The sequence below is a fragment of the Microbacterium sp. K24 genome (genome assembly GCF_004794465.1).
Taxonomy (GTDB): Bacteria; Actinomycetota; Actinomycetes; order Actinomycetales; family Microbacteriaceae; genus Microbacterium.
This window is the reverse complement of sequence record NZ_SSDJ01000046.1, coordinates 1-15275: the sequence shown is the minus strand read 5'-3', so window position 1 is coordinate 15275 and position 15275 is coordinate 1. Positions and strand designations below refer to the sequence as shown.

19 protein-coding genes and 1 tRNA gene are annotated in these 15275 nt (G+C 69.0%); 9 read left to right on the top strand and 11 right to left on the bottom strand.

The window, feature by feature from the left end; all coding sequences use genetic code 11:
* Positions 1 to 932: non-homologous end-joining DNA ligase (gene ligD / locus DW306_RS02490; protein WP_205814080.1), on the bottom strand; the 932-nt coding region annotated here is incomplete at its 3' end.
* 70 nt (positions 933 to 1002) lie between these two features.
* Between ligD and DW306_RS02485 the strand changes: the two genes are divergently transcribed.
* Positions 1003 to 1845 carry a Ku protein gene (locus DW306_RS02485; RefSeq protein WP_136054064.1) on the top strand — a complete coding sequence of 281 codons (843 nt, stop codon included), beginning with the start codon at positions 1003 to 1005 and terminating at the stop codon, positions 1843 to 1845.
* A 36-nt stretch (positions 1846 to 1881) separates the two neighbouring features.
* Here the strand turns inward: DW306_RS02485 and DW306_RS02480 are convergent, their stop codons facing one another.
* The 6 genes from DW306_RS02480 to DW306_RS02455 all read right to left on the bottom strand — a co-directional run bounded on the left by DW306_RS02480 (position 1882) and on the right by DW306_RS02455 (position 5553).
* Positions 1882 to 2661 carry a VTT domain-containing protein gene (locus DW306_RS02480; protein ID WP_168429206.1) on the bottom strand — a complete coding sequence of 260 codons (780 nt, stop codon included), beginning with the start codon at positions 2659 to 2661 and terminating at the stop codon, positions 1882 to 1884.
* 76 nt (positions 2662 to 2737) lie between these two features.
* Positions 2738 to 2819: transfer RNA gene (locus DW306_RS02475), tRNA-Leu, on the bottom strand.
* A 135-nt stretch (positions 2820 to 2954) separates the two neighbouring features.
* Positions 2955 to 3233 carry a hypothetical protein gene (locus tag DW306_RS02470; protein ID WP_136054063.1) on the bottom strand — a complete coding sequence of 93 codons (279 nt, stop codon included), beginning with the start codon at positions 3231 to 3233 and terminating at the stop codon, positions 2955 to 2957.
* A gap of 111 nt (positions 3234 to 3344) precedes the next feature.
* Entirely contained in the window at positions 3345 to 3926 is a 582-nt protein-coding gene (locus DW306_RS02465; protein ID WP_136054062.1) for a hypothetical protein, read from the bottom strand.
* Complete coding sequence (locus DW306_RS02460; protein WP_136054061.1) at positions 3923 to 4756, bottom strand: endonuclease/exonuclease/phosphatase family protein; 834 nt, start codon at positions 4754 to 4756, stop codon at positions 3923 to 3925. Before DW306_RS02460 ends, DW306_RS02465 begins: the two co-directional genes overlap by 4 nt.
* Entirely contained in the window at positions 4753 to 5553 is an 801-nt protein-coding gene (locus DW306_RS02455) for a glycosyltransferase family 2 protein (RefSeq protein WP_240747025.1), read from the bottom strand. Before DW306_RS02455 ends, DW306_RS02460 begins: the two co-directional genes overlap by 4 nt.
* 151 nt (positions 5554 to 5704) lie before the next feature.
* On the opposite strand from DW306_RS02455, the gene DW306_RS02450 reads away from it, so the two are divergent.
* From DW306_RS02450 to DW306_RS02420, 7 genes are read left to right on the top strand one after another with little or no spacing between them, the layout of a single operon-like run.
* Entirely contained in the window at positions 5705 to 6901 is a 1197-nt protein-coding gene (locus tag DW306_RS02450; protein ID WP_136054059.1) for an ATPase, T2SS/T4P/T4SS family, read from the top strand.
* Positions 6898 to 7755: a type II secretion system F family protein gene (locus DW306_RS02445; protein ID WP_136054058.1), complete on the top strand. Its 858-nt coding sequence runs from the start codon at positions 6898 to 6900 to the stop codon at positions 7753 to 7755. The genes DW306_RS02450 and DW306_RS02445 overlap by 4 nt, the downstream gene beginning before the upstream one ends.
* Positions 7752 to 8690, top strand: a complete 939-nt coding sequence (locus DW306_RS02440) for a type II secretion system F family protein (RefSeq protein WP_136054057.1) — start codon at positions 7752 to 7754, stop codon at positions 8688 to 8690. Before DW306_RS02445 ends, DW306_RS02440 begins: the two co-directional genes overlap by 4 nt.
* A 20-nt stretch (positions 8691 to 8710) precedes the next feature.
* Positions 8711 to 8935 carry a hypothetical protein gene (locus DW306_RS02435; RefSeq protein ID WP_136054056.1) on the top strand — a complete coding sequence of 75 codons (225 nt, stop codon included), beginning with the start codon at positions 8711 to 8713 and terminating at the stop codon, positions 8933 to 8935.
* 1 nt (position 8936) lies between these two features.
* Positions 8937 to 9338: a TadE/TadG family type IV pilus assembly protein gene (locus DW306_RS02430; RefSeq protein ID WP_240747024.1), complete on the top strand. Its 402-nt coding sequence runs from the start codon at positions 8937 to 8939 to the stop codon at positions 9336 to 9338.
* A complete protein-coding gene (locus DW306_RS02425; protein WP_136054055.1) occupies positions 9307 to 9762 on the top strand; it encodes a TadE family protein in 456 nt (151 codons plus the stop codon). Before DW306_RS02430 ends, DW306_RS02425 begins: the two co-directional genes overlap by 32 nt.
* Positions 9759 to 10178, top strand: a complete 420-nt coding sequence (locus DW306_RS02420) for a pilus assembly protein TadG-related protein (protein ID WP_136054054.1) — start codon at positions 9759 to 9761, stop codon at positions 10176 to 10178. The genes DW306_RS02425 and DW306_RS02420 overlap by 4 nt, the downstream gene beginning before the upstream one ends.
* 10 nt (positions 10179 to 10188) lie before the next feature.
* Here DW306_RS02420 and DW306_RS02415 read toward each other — a convergent pair whose 3' ends face one another.
* Together DW306_RS02415 and DW306_RS02410 are read right to left on the bottom strand one after the other, a co-directional pair.
* Positions 10189 to 10740 carry an NUDIX domain-containing protein gene (locus DW306_RS02415; RefSeq protein WP_168429205.1) on the bottom strand — a complete coding sequence of 184 codons (552 nt, stop codon included), beginning with the start codon at positions 10738 to 10740 and terminating at the stop codon, positions 10189 to 10191.
* A 5-nt stretch (positions 10741 to 10745) separates the two neighbouring features.
* On the bottom strand, positions 10746 to 11987 hold the full coding sequence (locus DW306_RS02410) for an MFS transporter (RefSeq protein ID WP_136054065.1): 1242 nt from the start codon (positions 11985 to 11987) through the stop codon (positions 10746 to 10748).
* A gap of 121 nt (positions 11988 to 12108) precedes the next feature.
* On the opposite strand from DW306_RS02410, the gene prfB reads away from it, so the two are divergent.
* Entirely contained in the window at positions 12109 to 13218 is a 1110-nt protein-coding gene (gene prfB / locus DW306_RS02405) for a peptide chain release factor 2 (RefSeq protein WP_136054052.1), read from the top strand.
* A 57-nt stretch (positions 13219 to 13275) separates the two neighbouring features.
* On the opposite strand, the gene DW306_RS21535 is transcribed toward prfB, so the two are convergent.
* Positions 13276 to 14322: a DUF2510 domain-containing protein gene (locus tag DW306_RS21535; RefSeq protein ID WP_136054051.1), complete on the bottom strand. Its 1047-nt coding sequence runs from the start codon at positions 14320 to 14322 to the stop codon at positions 13276 to 13278.
* 34 nt (positions 14323 to 14356) lie between these two features.
* On the bottom strand, positions 14357 to 15275 hold a 919-nt coding region (locus DW306_RS02395), incomplete at its 5' end, for a DUF4352 domain-containing protein (protein ID WP_136054050.1).

Genomic DNA, 15275 nt, shown 5'->3' with positions numbered 1-15275 from the left:
CCTGCCGCGGCCACGGCCGCGGCAGGAGCTGCGGATGCCGCTGAGTCCGGGCGCAGCGACGCCAGGGGATCGACGCCGTCGGCCGCGCGAGCGAGCACCTCGTCGATGTCGAGCTGGGCCAGGTCGGGGTCGTCGAGCTCGTCCCAGGTGCGCGGTGCGGCGACCCACGGCTGCGCGCGGCCGCGCAGCGAATACGGCGAGATCGTCGTCTTCTTGCCGTTGTTCTGACTCCAGTCGAGGAACACCTTGCCGCCGCGCACCGCCTTCGACATGACGCTCGTCGCGAGATCGGGGTGGTCGTTCTCGATGAGCCGGGCGAGCTCTTTCACCACGGCGGAGATCTCCTGGCTGGTCTGCTCTCCCGGAAGCGCCGCGTACAGGTGGATGCCCTTGCTGCCGCTGGTGACCGGCAGGGGATCAAGGCCCATGTCGGAGAGAATGCGGCGGGCGATGCGCGCGACCTCGGCGCACTGCGCGAGACCCACGCCGGGCCCCGGGTCGAGGTCGAGCACCAGCCGGTCCGGACGGCCGGGCAGACCGTCGGGTGCGAAGCGCCATTGCGGCACGTGCAGCTCGATCGCAGCGACCTGGGCGAGCCAGACCAGGGTCGGCACGTCCTCGACGAGCGGGTATTCCTTCGGACCGTCCGAGTGGTGGATCGCCTGGCGCGGAATCCAGTCCGGCGCTCCGGGTTCGAGCTGCTTCGTGAAGAACGCGTCAGCCGGAGCATCCGCGGTTCCGACGCCCTCCACCCACCGCTTGCGAGTGACGGGGCGGCCGTCGAGGAGGGGGAGCAGGAGGGGAGCGATCGCCGAGTAGTACGCGATGACCTCGCCCTTGGTGGTGCCCGTCTCGGGGTAGACGACCTTGTCGAGGTTGGTGATCCGCAGACGGCGGCCGTCGACCTGCACGACCTGCGCTTCTCCGACCATGGAGCAAGCGTAGTCAGCCGTCGCCGTCAAGGGCTGGCCGTGACGGGTGTGGCTGGTGTTCACTGGGGGAATGAGGACGATCTGGAAGGGCGCGCTGACGTTCGGGCTCGTGAACGTGCCGGTCAAGGTGTATTCGGCGACCGAGGACCACGACGTGCCGCTGCATCAGGTGCATGAGAAGGACGGCGGACGCATCCGCTATCAGCGCACCTGCGAGGTGTGCGGCGAGACGGTCGCCTACGCCGACATCGACAAGGCCTACGTCGAGGAGGGGCAGACGGTCGTGCTCACCAAGGACGATCTCGCCGCTCTGCCGGCGGAGAAGAGCCGCGAGATCGACGTCGTCGAGTTCGTGCCCTCCGACCAGGTCGATCTCCTGACGCTCGACAAGCCGTACTACCTGGAGCCGGACTCGAAGTCGGCGAAGGCGTACGTGCTGCTGCGCAAGACGCTCGAGCAGACCGATCGCACCGCGATCGTGCGGTTCACGCTGCGCCAGAAGACGCGGCTCGCGGCCCTCCGCGTGCGCGGCAAGGTGCTCGTGCTGCAGACGCTGCTCTGGGCCGACGAGGTCCGCGAGGCCGAGTTCCCGGCACTCGACGAAGACGTGCGCATCTCGAAGAAGGAGCTCGAGATGTCGGCCGCCCTGGTCGACAGCTATTCGGCCGACTTCGATCCCGAAGCGTTCGTCGACGAGTACCAGAAGGAGCTCCGCACCCTCATCGACGCGAAGATCGAGGCGGGCGAGAGCTTCGAGATCGCCGACACCTTCGGCGAAGCGGAAGCCGAGGGCAAGGGCGGAGAGGTCATCGACCTCATGGAGGCGCTCCGCGAGAGCGTCGCGCGGTCGAAGGAGAAACGGGCGAGCGAGAAGCCCACGAAGGCCAAGAAGCCGGCGAAGAAGACCGGCTGAACGCTCTCCCGGCGGACCCGTCCGCCGGGAGCCGACTCAGTGCTTGCCGTCGCCGTCGAGGTCGGGAGCGCGGTCGAACACCTGGGGATCGAGGGCGAGCTCCTCGGCCTCGACGGCATCCGTCGTGACGTCTTCACCGGCAGCGGCGGCCTTCTTCGCCTTGTGGCGCTCGGAGAAGTAGTGGTAGATCGTGACGAGCGCCGTGCCGCCGACCGCGGCCAGCAGGATCAGGTCGATGTAGCTCTCCACGAACTCGGCGACCGGCGGGATGAAGCCGATGAGGTAGCCGAACATCGTCAGACCGAAGCCCCAGAGGATCGCACCGATCAGGTTGTAGAGCGTGTACTTGCGCCACGGCATATGACCCACACCCGCGGCGACCGGTGCGAACGTGCGCACGATCGGGACGAAGCGGGCGAGGATCACGGTGATGCCGCCGAACCGTTCGAAGAAGGCGTTCGTGCGCTCGACGTTCTTCTTGCTGAAGAGCCCGGATTCCTTGCGCTCGAAGATCGCCGGTCCGCCCTTATGGCCGATGACGTACCCGACCTCACCGCCGACGAAGGCCGAGAGGCCGATCAGCAGCGCGACGAACCACACGTTGATGCCGAACACGCCGTGCTCCGAACCCGCGAGCGGATGCGAGAGCAGGCCCGAGATCACCAGCAGTGTGTCACCGGGCAGCAGGAAGCCCACCAGCAGACCCGTCTCGGCGAAGACGATGAAGCACACGACCAGCAGCGCCCAGGGTCCGGCCGTGCCGATGATCGTCGCGGGGTCGAGCCAGGGGATGAGAGCGGTGGGTGCGTGCAGCATGGTTTCGAGCACTGGGGATTCCCGTCGGTCGTTATTGGTCGGCGGTGTAACGGTGAGGATGCCGAAGCAGCCGTCGTGCGGAAGGTGGGACTTGAACCCACACGCCCTAGGGCACAGGAACCTAAATCCTGCGTGTCTGCCAATTTCACCACTCCCGCGCGGTGGAATCAGTCTACTGATCGGAGAAACACAGAATCTGGGGATCAGCCCGCAGTTCCGCGGGGGATATCCCGAAGCCCTGGCGCGAAAAGACCGCCTCCCGCGGAACGCGGAAGGCGGTCTTGAGTCGCGGCTCAGGCGAGTGGACCGGAACCCGGGATGAGCGGCTCCTCCGGGTTCGGAGCAAGCGGCTCTTCCGGGTTGGGCGCCAGCGGTTCCTGCGGGGTGGGGGCCAGCGGCTCGTTCGGGTGCGTCGGGGACGGCTCGTCGGGGAAGGCGGGCGACGGCTGCGACGGAGACGGCACGGCGGGTCCGGGAGGGGTCTGTCCGGGATCCGTCGGCTCGGGTCCGGTGGGCTGTTCGCCCGGAGTGGAGGGGACGGGCGGGCCGGGGATGGGGGAAGAGTCGGTCATGAGTGTCCTTTCACTGAGTGATGCTCACGTGCCGTCAGTCCACCACCCCGTTCCCCGATGGTCAGCACCCTTGCGCTTCGCAGGGGAATGTGCCGGGTCGTGGCCATCCGCTCACGCGGCGTCGGCGCGTTCCAGACGGAGGAACGCGACGCCGATGCCCGCAGCGAAAGCGCCGAGCCCGCCCACGGCCATGTCGCCGATCGTGTCCTGATACGTGACGAAGATCTCTGAGGTGATGAATGTGCGCCCGGCCCACTCGATCATCTCCCAGATCGCGCTGACTGCGAGACCGAGGGCGGTGCATACGACGATCGCGGTGCGCTTGCGGAAGTCCGCAGCGCCCTGACGTGGCACCACGAGACAGCGCGCGAGCACGAGGTAGCCCGTCGAGGCGATGACGCCGGTGCACACGAAGTGCACCACGAGGTCCCACCCGACGACCGTGCGATAGAGATCGAAGACGTTGCTGCCCGCCGCGACGAGGACCGTGACGCCGAGGAGGATGTCCGCCCAGGCGCGCATGCCCAGCACTCGGGGAACCATCAACGCCGGCAGCGCGAGTGCGAGGATGCCGGCATCCGTCGGTGTCGACCATATGGCGGCGACGACGACGCCGAGCACCCCGACCACGCGGAGAGCATCGGCGGTGTAATCGGCCACGCCGTGAGGCGCACGCAGGAAGTTCTCCTTCATCGCGTTCCCGTCCGACCTGGGATCGTCAGTGCGGCCTGCACCGGCAGATGATCGGACGGCCATCCGCCGTCGAAGCGGCGCCCGTTGATCCCGACGCGCCGCACCTGCACTTCCGGCGTGACCAGGATCGCATCGATGCGTCTGCCGCGACGCGGCCGACGATACCCGGCGAACGTGCCCCACTCGGGGGAGAGGCGGGCCTCGGCGGCGAACCAGGCGTCCGTGAGTATCCCGTGAGAGAGCAGCGTGGTCCATGGGGGCGAGGTCGGGCCGGCGTTGAGGTCGCCGAGCAGTATCGCCGGGAGAGGCTGACCGGCGACCATCTCGTGCAGCTCCTCCGCAGCGCGCTGACGAGCTCGTGCCGAGAAGACGTCGAGATGGGTGTTGATCACGGTGAACTCCCTCGACGTCATCCGATCGCGGAAGCTCGCATGCACGAAGACGCGCGGGATCACGTTCCCCCAGGAGGTCGAGCCAGGTTCGTCCGGCCGATCGGAGAGACCGCGCTGCCTCCACGACATGAGCTCCAGCCGCTGCGTGTCGTAGAAGATCGGGCAGGCCTCGCCCCGAGGCCCCGGCATCCGTCCGTGCCCGACGAAGCGGTAGCCGGATCCGAGCGCGTCGCGGATCACCCGCGCCTGCGCGGGAAGCACCTCCTGCGCACCGAGGATCGTCGGCCGCTCCTCATCGAGCAGCGTCTGCATCCGCGGGCGTCGCGAGGCCCACCGGTCCGCGGGAGGCCACGTGATGCCGTTCATCGGCCGCCGCACGTTGAACGTCATCACATGCAGGTACGGCGGCGCCGCCGGCCCCAGGAGCGGACCGTTCATCGTGCCGCCGACGTCGGTGTGGGAACACCCATCCGGTGCAGAACGCGTCGGAGCGCGAGACGGTTCCAGCGGACGGGTGGGAAGTCCTCGGGCCAGTGCGCGATCACCGTGCGGAATCCGCGAGCGACACGACGGGCGAAGGAGCGGACGCTTCCGAACGGGCGCATCGAGATGCCCATCTCCGCGCCCGCCAGGAATCGGATGCGGTGGCGTTCGCCGAAGTGGAAGGCGAGGTCCAGGTCGTCATGCCGCTCCGGATCGTCTCGCCGCACGTCGGCGCGCACATCGACCCACGCCGCGCGTCGGAACGCCAGATTCGACCCGAACAACGGGAGGTGGCCCAGAGACGCGGTGCACACGGCCGCGTAGGAGAGCAGATAGGCGGCCGCGAGCGGAGTGCGCAGCACCGGAGGGCCGTCGATGAAGCGGGCTCCGCCAGTGAAGACCGAGACCTCCGGATGCTGCGCGAACGCCTCGACGACCGATTCGACCCACAGGACGGAGGGCAGGCTGTCGGCGTCCAATCGCAGGATCAGGTCGCCGCGCGCCGTGTCGTATCCGCGCGCGCTCGCCGCGGGGACGCCAGGTTCGCCGCAGTGCACCACCGTGGCGCCGAACGATGCGGCGACCGCGGCCGACGCGTCTGTGGAATCGTTGTCGACGACGATGATCTCATCGGGGCGACGGGCCTGCCGATGAAGGGCGTCGAGGCACTGCCGAAGGTGCTCCGCGTCGTCCTTCACCGGGATCACGACCGAGACGGTCGGTGACGGACCGGATGCTGTGGGGCGTCGCACAGGACCTCCTTGCGGGTGTTCTCGCAGAGTAAGCGGTCGTTCCGACACCGGCGATCGGGTTGACATCGGAGAATCCGCTCCGGTATCGAGCCCGCGGCATTCCTGTGGATAACTTCCGCGGGTCGGTCGCGATTCTTGCGAGGATGCCGAGGTGAGTCATCCGTCCGCCCTCGTCGCCGAACGCGTCCGTTCGCGCCTGAGGTCCGAGGGGATCGACCCGTCGCTCGATCCGGAGGCGGCGCGCCGCGTCGCGCAGTCCGAGGTGCGGCGTCACGACGATCGGGCATTGGCGCGTGGCGAAGCGCTCATCGATGACGAGGCCGCGTGCGTGCGCGACGTGCTCGCCGCCGTCAGCGGGCTCGGTGCTCTGCAGCCGTTCCTGGACGACGCCGAGATCGAGGAGATCTGGGTGAACGGCGACGGACACGTGCATGTCGCTCGCGGCGGAGTCGGCGAGCGGACCGGCCTGCGCCTGAGCGAGTCGACGGTGCGCGACCTCGTCGAACGGATGCTGCAGCCCACCGGTCGCCGGGTCGACATCAGTCAGCCCTTCGTGGATGCATCCCTGCCCGACGGCTCGAGACTCCACGTCGCCATCGCGGACGTGGTGCGCGGCTCGTGGGCGGTCAACATCCGCAAGTTCCTGCCGCGATATCGCACGCTCGAGGCGCTGGCCGGCCAGGGCGCGATGCCCGTGGAGGTCGCACGACTGCTCCGCGAAGCGATGCGGAGCGGGCGGAGCGTGATCGTGTCGGGCGCGACGCACGCCGGGAAGACCACGTTGCTCGGAGCCTTGCTCTCGTCGTGCGCGGATTCGCAGCGGATCATCACCGTCGAGGAGACCTTCGAGCTCGCCATCGAGGGGTCTGACCTGGTCGCCCTGCAGGGACGGCAGGCTGGGCTCGAGGGCACGGGTGAGATCACCCTCAGGCGGTTGGTGAAAGAGGCGCTGCGGATGCGGCCTGACCGGCTGGTCGTCGGCGAGGTGCGCGACGCCGAAGCCCTCGACCTCGTGCTCGCCCTGAACACCGGCGTCCCCGGAGCAGGAACCGTGCATGCGAACTCGGCGACCGAGGCACTGGACAAGCTGACGATCCTTCCGCTGCTCGCGGGACGGAACATCGATCGGGCGTTCATCGCCCCTGCGCTCGCCGCCGCGGTCGACCTTGTCGTGCACTGTGCGCGGGACGCGTCGGGCGCGCGGCGGGTGCAGGAGATCATCGCGCCGAGTGGAGACGTGGTCGACGGGCGCATCCTCACCCGGGCGGTGTATCAGGCGGAGAGGCCGATGAGCCGCGAGGCGGAGCCGCTGCGGGAGACGTTCCGTCGCAGCGGAGTCGCGTCATGACCGTCCTGGTCGGAGCACTGCTGGCCGCAGGCCTGCTGCTGTGCCTCGCGCCGTGGATGTGGCCGCGGGCCGAGGCGAAGGCACCGCCGGTGCATCGCGGGCGGTTGGCGCGTCTCCTCGACGAGGCCGGCATGGACGCGATCACGCCGCGGGCTGTGATCGCCGTGATGGTGGCGGCGGCGCTGATCGTCGCGTCCGCCGTGTGGCTGCTGACCGTCATCCCGGTGCTGTCGGTGCTCGCCGGTGTCGCCGCCGCGGTCGCCCCGGTGATGTGGCTGCGCGGACGTCGGATGAGACTTCGCCGACTTCGTCGCCAGCTGTGGCCCGACGTCTGCGACCTGCTGATCGCCGCGATCCGCGTAGGCCTCTCGCTGCCCGACGCGGTGGCGAGCCTCGCCGAGTCGTCCCCGGCGATGCTGCGTCCGGCATTCCTCGTGTTCGCCCGCGACCTGCGCGCGACAGGCCGGTTCGAGACAAGTCTCGACCGGCTGAAGTCGTCACTGGCCGACCCGATCGGGGACCGGATCGTGGAGACCCTGCGCATGGCGCGGCAAGTGGGCGGCACCGAGCTGATCTCCGTACTGCGGGCTCTGTCATCGTCCGTGCGGGCCGACGCCGCCCTACGAGGCGAAGTGGAGGCACGTCAGTCGTGGATCCGCGGTGCGGCGGTGCTCGGGGCGATCGCGCCGTGGGTCGTGCTCGGTCTGCTGGTGATGAGGCCGGAGGGCGCGTCGGCGTACGGCACACCCGAGGGTGTGGTCGTGATCTGCGTCGGCGCCGCGGTCTCGGTGACCGCCTTCCGCATCATGGTCCGCATCGGCAGGCTGCCCGAGCCTCGACGGTGGTTCGGATGAACGGGTTCTCGGCTCTCGCGAGCGCGGTGCTCGTCGGCGGTACTCTCGCCGCCGGAATCCTCTGCATCCTCGCGGCGCTTCCGCGGTGGCGGGCCGCTTCACTGACCGTGCGCATCGCCCCCTACGTGCGCGACGTGGTCGCCGACGAGGACATGCCGCGCGGCCTCCTGCCGGCGACAGGGATGCTGCCTGCGGGCGGTCGGAGTCTCTGGCTGCGTGCGCAGCACGGATTCGAGCGGATGCTGGGCGGAGGCGAAGTCCTGCGGCAGCGCCTCGCTCAAGCAGGGGTGCGGACGGATCCCGTCGCCTTCCGAGGACGTCAGCTCGGCTGGATGCTCGGCGGAATCGGTGCCGGTTCGCTCGCCGTGATCGCGTTGGCTCTTGCGGGCAGGATGTCGGTGCCCGTCACGATCATCCCCATCCTCAGCGGAGCCCTGGCCGCGATCGGCTACGACATGCAGCTCTCCGCGCGGGCGAAGTCACGTCGCGCACGACTCACGGACGAGCTTCCGACGACTCTCGAGTTCCTGGCTCTGTGCCTGTCGGCGGGGGAAGGCTTCCTCGACTCGCTGCGACGCGTGGCCGCGGTCGGATCAGGAGAGCTCACTGCCGAGCTGCGCCAGGTGGTGCTCGCCGCCGGGACGGGATCTCCGCTGGCGGATGCTCTGGGTGAGATGTCCGGCCGGCTGCAGCTGCCCGGACTCTCGCGCGCCGTCGACCAGGTCATCGCCGCCCTCGAACACGGAGCACCGCTCGCCGGCGTGCTTCATGCACAGGCGGGTGACGCTCGCGAGGACGCGAAGCGCACGCTCATCGAGCAGGCCGGGCGAAAGGAGATCCTGATGCTCCTGCCGCTCGTGTTCCTGATCCTCCCTTTGTCTGTGGTGTTCGCGATCTACCCCGGACTCTTCATCCTTCGACTCGGCATCGGCTGACCAACCAGGAAAGGGCGACCATGACGGCGCACCCGCAGAACTTCCCAGACCACCAACGGGCACACCGGTGGCGTGACGCACGGGCCTGGGCTCGAGCGCTGGCAGCGGATGAGCGCGGAGACGTGCCGGGCTGGGTTCTCGTGACGCTGATGACGGCGGGGCTCGTGGTCCTGATCTGGGCCGTCGCCGGTCCGGCGCTCACGGCGTTGTTCGAACAGGCGATCCAGCGAGTGTCCGGTCTCTGAGATGCGGTTCCCTGCCATGCTGCGCGAGGAGCGGGGGTCGAGTCCCGTCGAGTTCGTCCTGGTCGGCACCCTCCTCACCGTTCTCACCCTGGCGGTGCTGCAGCTCGCGCTCGCCGTGTACGTGCGGAACGTCGTGCACGACGCGGCCGTGGAAGGTGCGTATCACGCGGCCCTCGCCGACACGACACTGGAGGAGGGGGCGGACCGCGCACGCACGGTGATCACCCAGGCGATCGGCCCCGCCTATGCCGGCGACATCGCGATCGGCACGTCGGAGGCGTTCCGACATGAGACGGTCGACCTGCGGATCCGCACGTCGCTCCCCGTGATCGGGCTCATCGGCATCCCCTTCGCACTGGAGGTGGAAGCGCATGCACCGGTCGAGAGCCTGGGCGACGAATGACGACGGATCTGCCGCGCTGGAGTTCATCACGGTCGGGGTCATCCTGCTGGTCCCGCTCGTCTACCTGGTGATCGCCCTCGGAGCGATCCAGGAGCAGACCCTCGGAGCCGAGGCCGCCGCCCGACACACGGCCCGGGCGATCGCGATGGCGCCGGACGCGGCCGCAGCCACCGCCGACGGAGACGCAGTGCTCGCCGGGATCATCGAGGAATACGGTCTCGATCCAGCTGCGGTAGACGTGTCCCTGACCTGTTCGCCGGCCGGGGTCGACTGCCCGTCCGCCGGAGCCACGCTCATCGTCACCGTCTCGGCTCGGGTTCACCTTCCCCTGGTGCCGTCGGTGTTCGGTCTCGATCGCGCGACATCCATCGCCGTGCGGGCGGAAGCCGCGCAGAAGGTCTCCCGGTTGTGGGGCGTGGAGTGAACGACGACCAGCGCGCGGGGGAGGAGGGGAGCGTCCTGCTCCTGACGCTCGGCTACGTGCTGCTGGCGATCGCCGTCGTCTTCGTCTGCGTGTGCGCGACCGATCTGTACCTCGCGCAGAAGCGGCTCGATGCGTTGGCGGATTCGGCCGCGCTCGCCGGAGCCGACGGCTTCACGCTGCAGGTCGAGGGTGACGCGGTGAGGGCGGAACTGACCGATGCCGGCGTCGAGGAGCAGGCGTCGGCACTGGTGGAGGCGCTGCCCGGCGACGCCGAACTCGTCGACGCCTCGACGCCGGACGGGGTCTCTGCCCGGGTGACGGTCGCATCGACGTGGCATCCGCCGCTGTTCTCGCCCTTCGTGCCCGAGGGCGTCGCGCTGGAGTCCACCGCGACGAGCCGTACCGCGCTGCAATGAGGAGTGTGGACTAGCGCTGCGAGCGCAACCGCTCCCGCAGTCCCACCAGCCGCGGCTCGAGCTGTGGCGGCACCTCCGCAGGCAGCGCGTCCACCGGCCACCAGCGGACGTCTTCGGATTCGTCGCTCACCGTCAACGCGATCGCCGGGTCGACGATCACGGCGATACCGATGTCGAGGTGCGACGCGCAGCGACCGAAGCGGGACGACAGGCCGTGATGGTCCAGGTCGTAGACGAGGGGAGCGGTCGGGGCTGCGGACACGATGCCGGTCTCCTCACGCAGCTCGCGCAGCGCCGCATCGACGATCGAGTCATCGCCCTCCTCCGCGTGACCACCGGGCTGCACCCAGAACCGGCCCTTGCCGTGGAAGACGAGCAGGGTCTGCGTGAGCGTCTCGTCGAACACGACGCAGGAGGCCGTGGCGTGGTCAGGTCCGGAGTCGCGCGACACGGGCCCGGAGTCATCCGAGAAGAAGGAGGCGAAGTCGGCCTGCGCCGCACGCTCCCGCTCCGATCTCGGCACGAGGCCGGCGACGAGACGATGGACATCGGCGGACAGCATCCGGCTCATTCGTCTTCCGCTTCGTCGTCCGGTTCCGGCCGCGTGCGCGGAACGAATCTCGGGATCCACCGGACGAAACCGGCAGCACCCAGCAGACTGATCACGCCCATCGCCGCCGCCGCGAACGGGAGCGCGGCGACAGCGGTGATCGCCGCGACGAGCAGCGGGGCGATCGCGCCACCGGCATCCGTCAGGGTTCGCCATGACCCGAGGAACGCCGCCGGCTCCCGCTTCGGCGCGACGTCGGCGCCCAGCGTCAGCAGGATGCCGCTCGACAGGCCGTTCCCGACTCCCAGCACCGCCGCGAACATGCCGAACCAGAGCACCGCCGCATCGAGGTCGTGAGTGAACGACATCGCGAGGAATCCCGCGCCCATCAGCACCATGGCCGGCATCGCCGCCCACAGCCGGCCGAACCGGTCCATCACCTGCCCGCTCGCGTAGAAGAGGGCGAAGTCGATCGCCCCCGAGACACCGACCACGAGAGCGATCGTCGACGCGTCCAGCCCCAGTGACAGACCCCACAGCGGCAGGATGACCTGCCGCGCCGAGCGCACCGCCGAGAGCGAAGCGGCGGCCAGGCCGAGACGGCCGAGCACCGCGCGCTGCTGCCACATCGTCCGGAAGATGCCGGAACGCTCGATGGTCGGGATCGATCCGCTCACCGGTTCGCCGGAGTCCTCGGCGTACCGCACGTGCGTGATCGCCGGGATCGTCTTCTCCGGGTCCGGACCGAAGAGCACGAGCGCGACCATCACGACCAGACAGACGAGGAAGAACCAGATCGCCGCCGCCTCGGAACCGAAGAGCTGCAGCAGTCCCGCGGCGACGAAGGGGCCGATGAAGATGCCGAGCCGGAAGCTGCCGCCCAGCAGCGACAGCGAACGAGCCCGGAACTCGAGAGGCACGCGCGTCGTCATGAATGCGTGCCGGGCGAGACCGAAGGCCGCCGCGCACATGCCGAGCAGGAAGACGGATGCCGCGAGCACGGCGAGCGAGGGCGCGAGCGCCATCCCGACCGCGGCGAGGATCGCGACCACGCCGGCGATCACCATCGTGTAGCGCTCGCCGATGCGCCCGACCGCCCATCCCGCAGGAAGGTTTCCGCACAGCTGCCCGACGACGAGTCCCGACGTGACGAGTGCGGCGAACGCCACATCGGCGCCCATGGACGAAGCGATCACCGGGATGAGCGGGATGACCGCGCCCTCACCCAGAGCGAAGAGGATCGTCGGCAGGTACACCATCGGTCCGAACTGACGGAGGACCGAGGATGCACTGCTCACGCACTCACGCTACTCCGGTCGTCGTCGTGGTCGAGACACGCGAGTCCCCGCGCGAGCAGGCGGCACGATAGGCTGAGGTGTCATGCTCGAATTAGATCTCTCCGCCGAAATCCAGGCGCTCAGGCACACCTTCGGCGACATCAGCGAGGTCGTCGATGTCTCCCACCTCCGCGACGAGATCGCGAGGCTCAGCGAGGAAGCCGGCGCTCCCGACCTCTGGGACGACACCGAGCGCGCGCAGAAGGTGACCAGCGCCCTCAGCCACCGGCAGTCGGAGCTCGCCCGCATCACCGGCATCGCCTCGCGACTCGACGACCTCGAGGTGCTCATCGGTCTCGCGAACGAGATGGGCGACGAGGAATCCGCGCAGGAGGCTCGCACCGAGCTGGCGGCGCTGACCGACGTCATCAACCAGCTCGAGGTGCAGACCCTCCTCGACGGCGAATACGACGAGCGCTCCGCGATCATCACGATCCGCTCCGGCGCCGGCGGCGACGACGCCACCGACTTCGCCGAGATGCTCATGCGCATGTACCTGCGCTGGGCCGAGCGCCACAAGTACCCCGTGAAGGTCATGGACACGTCCTACGCCGAAGGCGCGGGCATCAAGTCCGCGACCTTCGAGGTCGACGCGCCCTACGCCTTCGGCACCGTGTCGGTCGAGGCCGGCACCCACCGTCTCGCACGCATCAGCCCGTTCGGCTCGGCCGACAAGCGGCAGACGTCGTTCGCCGCGGTCGAGGTCATCCCGCTGATGGAGGAGGCGACCGAGGTCGACATCCCCGAGAGCGACATCCGCGTCGACGTGTTCCGCTCGTCCGGGCCCGGCGGCCAGTCCGTCAACACGACCGACTCGGCGGTGCGCCTGACCCATCTCCCGACCGGCATCGTCGTGTCGATGCAGAACGAGAAGTCGCAGATCCAGAACCGCGCCGCAGCGATGCGCGTGCTGCAGACCCGTCTCCTCCTGCTGCAGAAGGAGCAGGAAGCGGCGAAGAAGAAGGAGCTCGCGGGCAACATCACCGCGAGCTGGGGCGACCAGATGCGCTCGTACTTCCTCTACGGCCAGCAGCTCGTCAAGGACCTGCGCACCGGGCACGAGTCCGGGAACCCCGCGGCCGTCTTCGACGGTGACCTCGATGGGTTCATCTCTGCCGGCATCCGCTGGCGCAAGCGCAAAGACGAGGACTGAGTCTACGAAGAAGGCCCCGGATGACTCCGGGGCCTCTTTCGTTCGTCGTGCGGCGGGTCAGCGTGCGGCGCCCTGCAGGGAGCCGGTGACCTCGTCATAGCTGAACACGATGCAGTGGACGGTGCGGTCGTTCCATCTGTTCCACGACGCCTGGGTCGGAGAGTAGGGGTAGATGTCGAGCTCTGACTCGTCGTACGACAGGCCCACGAATCCCTCGAACTGCGCGCGGCAGCCTTCCCAGGCGAGCTCGTAGATCTCGTCGTCGCCGGGGTAATCGCCTTCCGGAAGGTCGTACTTGTAGAAGACCTCGTCGGTATGCGGCAGATCGCACGGCACCACCGGCACCTCGAAGACCTCGGTCTCCTCCTCGTCGTATTCCACCAGGGGGATGCAGTCGCCGACGGCGAGCTCATCGAACGACACCATCTCGGCGCCTTCGATCTCCGAAGGATCCTGCGCTTCCTGGCTCGAGTCGGCCGACGGCCGTGCGCTCGGCGAGGCGGCCGGGTCGGCCTCGACGGTCGAGCCGAGCCCGAGCGAGATGAGCGACACGGCGAGGGCGAGGACCGTGCCGAACACGGTGACGCCCATGCCCGTGATCCCGGGCCATTTGGTACCGCGGAGGAACAGCGAGACGAGGGAGATGACGAAGGCGACCCCGAGTACGACCCAGCCGATGATCGCGATCGGAGGGACGCAGGCGAGCACGACGCCGACCACGGCGGCGCCGAGCCCGATGAGTCCCAGTACCGAGATCTTGCGCGGGGGCGTCTGCGTCGGCACCCCCGGTGCAGCGCCATAACCCGGAGCGGCACCCGGATAACCCGCCACCACCGGATACGACGGGGTGGTCGCTGCGCCGGGATACGCCGCGGCCTGGGGCTGCAGGGAGTAGGGAGGTGCGAACGGTTCCGGATCGGCGGCGGGGGCCGAGGTCTCCGACGGCACCGGTGCGGCAGGCTCGACTTCCGGCTGCGCGGCCGTCTCCGTCTGGCCCTCCGGGGCGGGATGCGGTGCGGCGCGCACGTGCGCCGTCCACTGCTGCCCGTCCCACCACCGCAGGTTCCCGGATCCGTCGTCGTACCAGCCGGCAGGTGTCGTCATCGATCTTTCCTGTTGTCTGTGCTTCTGTCGGCGATCAGCCGGCCGAAGGCTCCACCGTCACTCGGGCGACTTCCTGGAGGAGCTCGTCCGTGATGATGATGACATACGAGCCGCTCTGCGCGACGTCGAACGAGACCGTGCCCTGGGTCGACTGACCTGCCGGGAGTTCGCTCGACTCGAGGGTCGCATCGCCGAAGATGTCGTAATCGCCGGCGGTGCCCTCTGCCGTCTCGACCGAGAAGTAGAGCGGGTTGACGTAGGTGGTGCCGTCGAGGGTCTCCCACGTCAGGTCGATCAGCAGGAAGCCGCCGTTGGTCGGGTCGAAGCCGGAGTCGTTCGTCGCGCTCCACGAGGCCGAGTTGACGGTGACCTCGCCCGTGCCGGAGAGCTGTGTCACGGTGACGGGCTCGCCCATCGAACCCTCGACGACATCGGTCGGTGCGGTGCCGTCGTCGGTGCCCTCATCCGTGCCGTCGTCGGTGCCGGTGTCAGAGGTCGGCAGCGGATCGGGGATCGAGTCCTCGATCTGGTTCGCGAGGGCGAAGAGGAAGACGAATCCCATGATGACGGCGACGATCGCGCCGAGCACGGAGACGCCGAGGCCGGTGATGCCCGGCCACTTCTTGCCCTTCAGGAAGAGCGAGATGAGCGACACGATGAAGCCGGCGGCGAGCAGGACCCACGCGAACGGCAGAGTGAACGGGATGAACGCGAGGATCAGGCCGAGCGCTGCGAGGCCGAGCCCGACGAGTCCGAGGATGGAGATCTTCTTCGGTCCGGCCGGTGCCGCCGCCTCATACGGTGCGGATGCCGGGTATCCGCCGGCCGCGTACGCGCCCGGTGTCGCGTAGCCGCTGGGAGCGGAATAGGCGCCGCTCGCGGGCGGGTAGGCGCCGGGACTGGCCGGGTAGGTCTGCGCAGCCGCTCCGGGGTATGCGGGGGCGCCGCTCGGG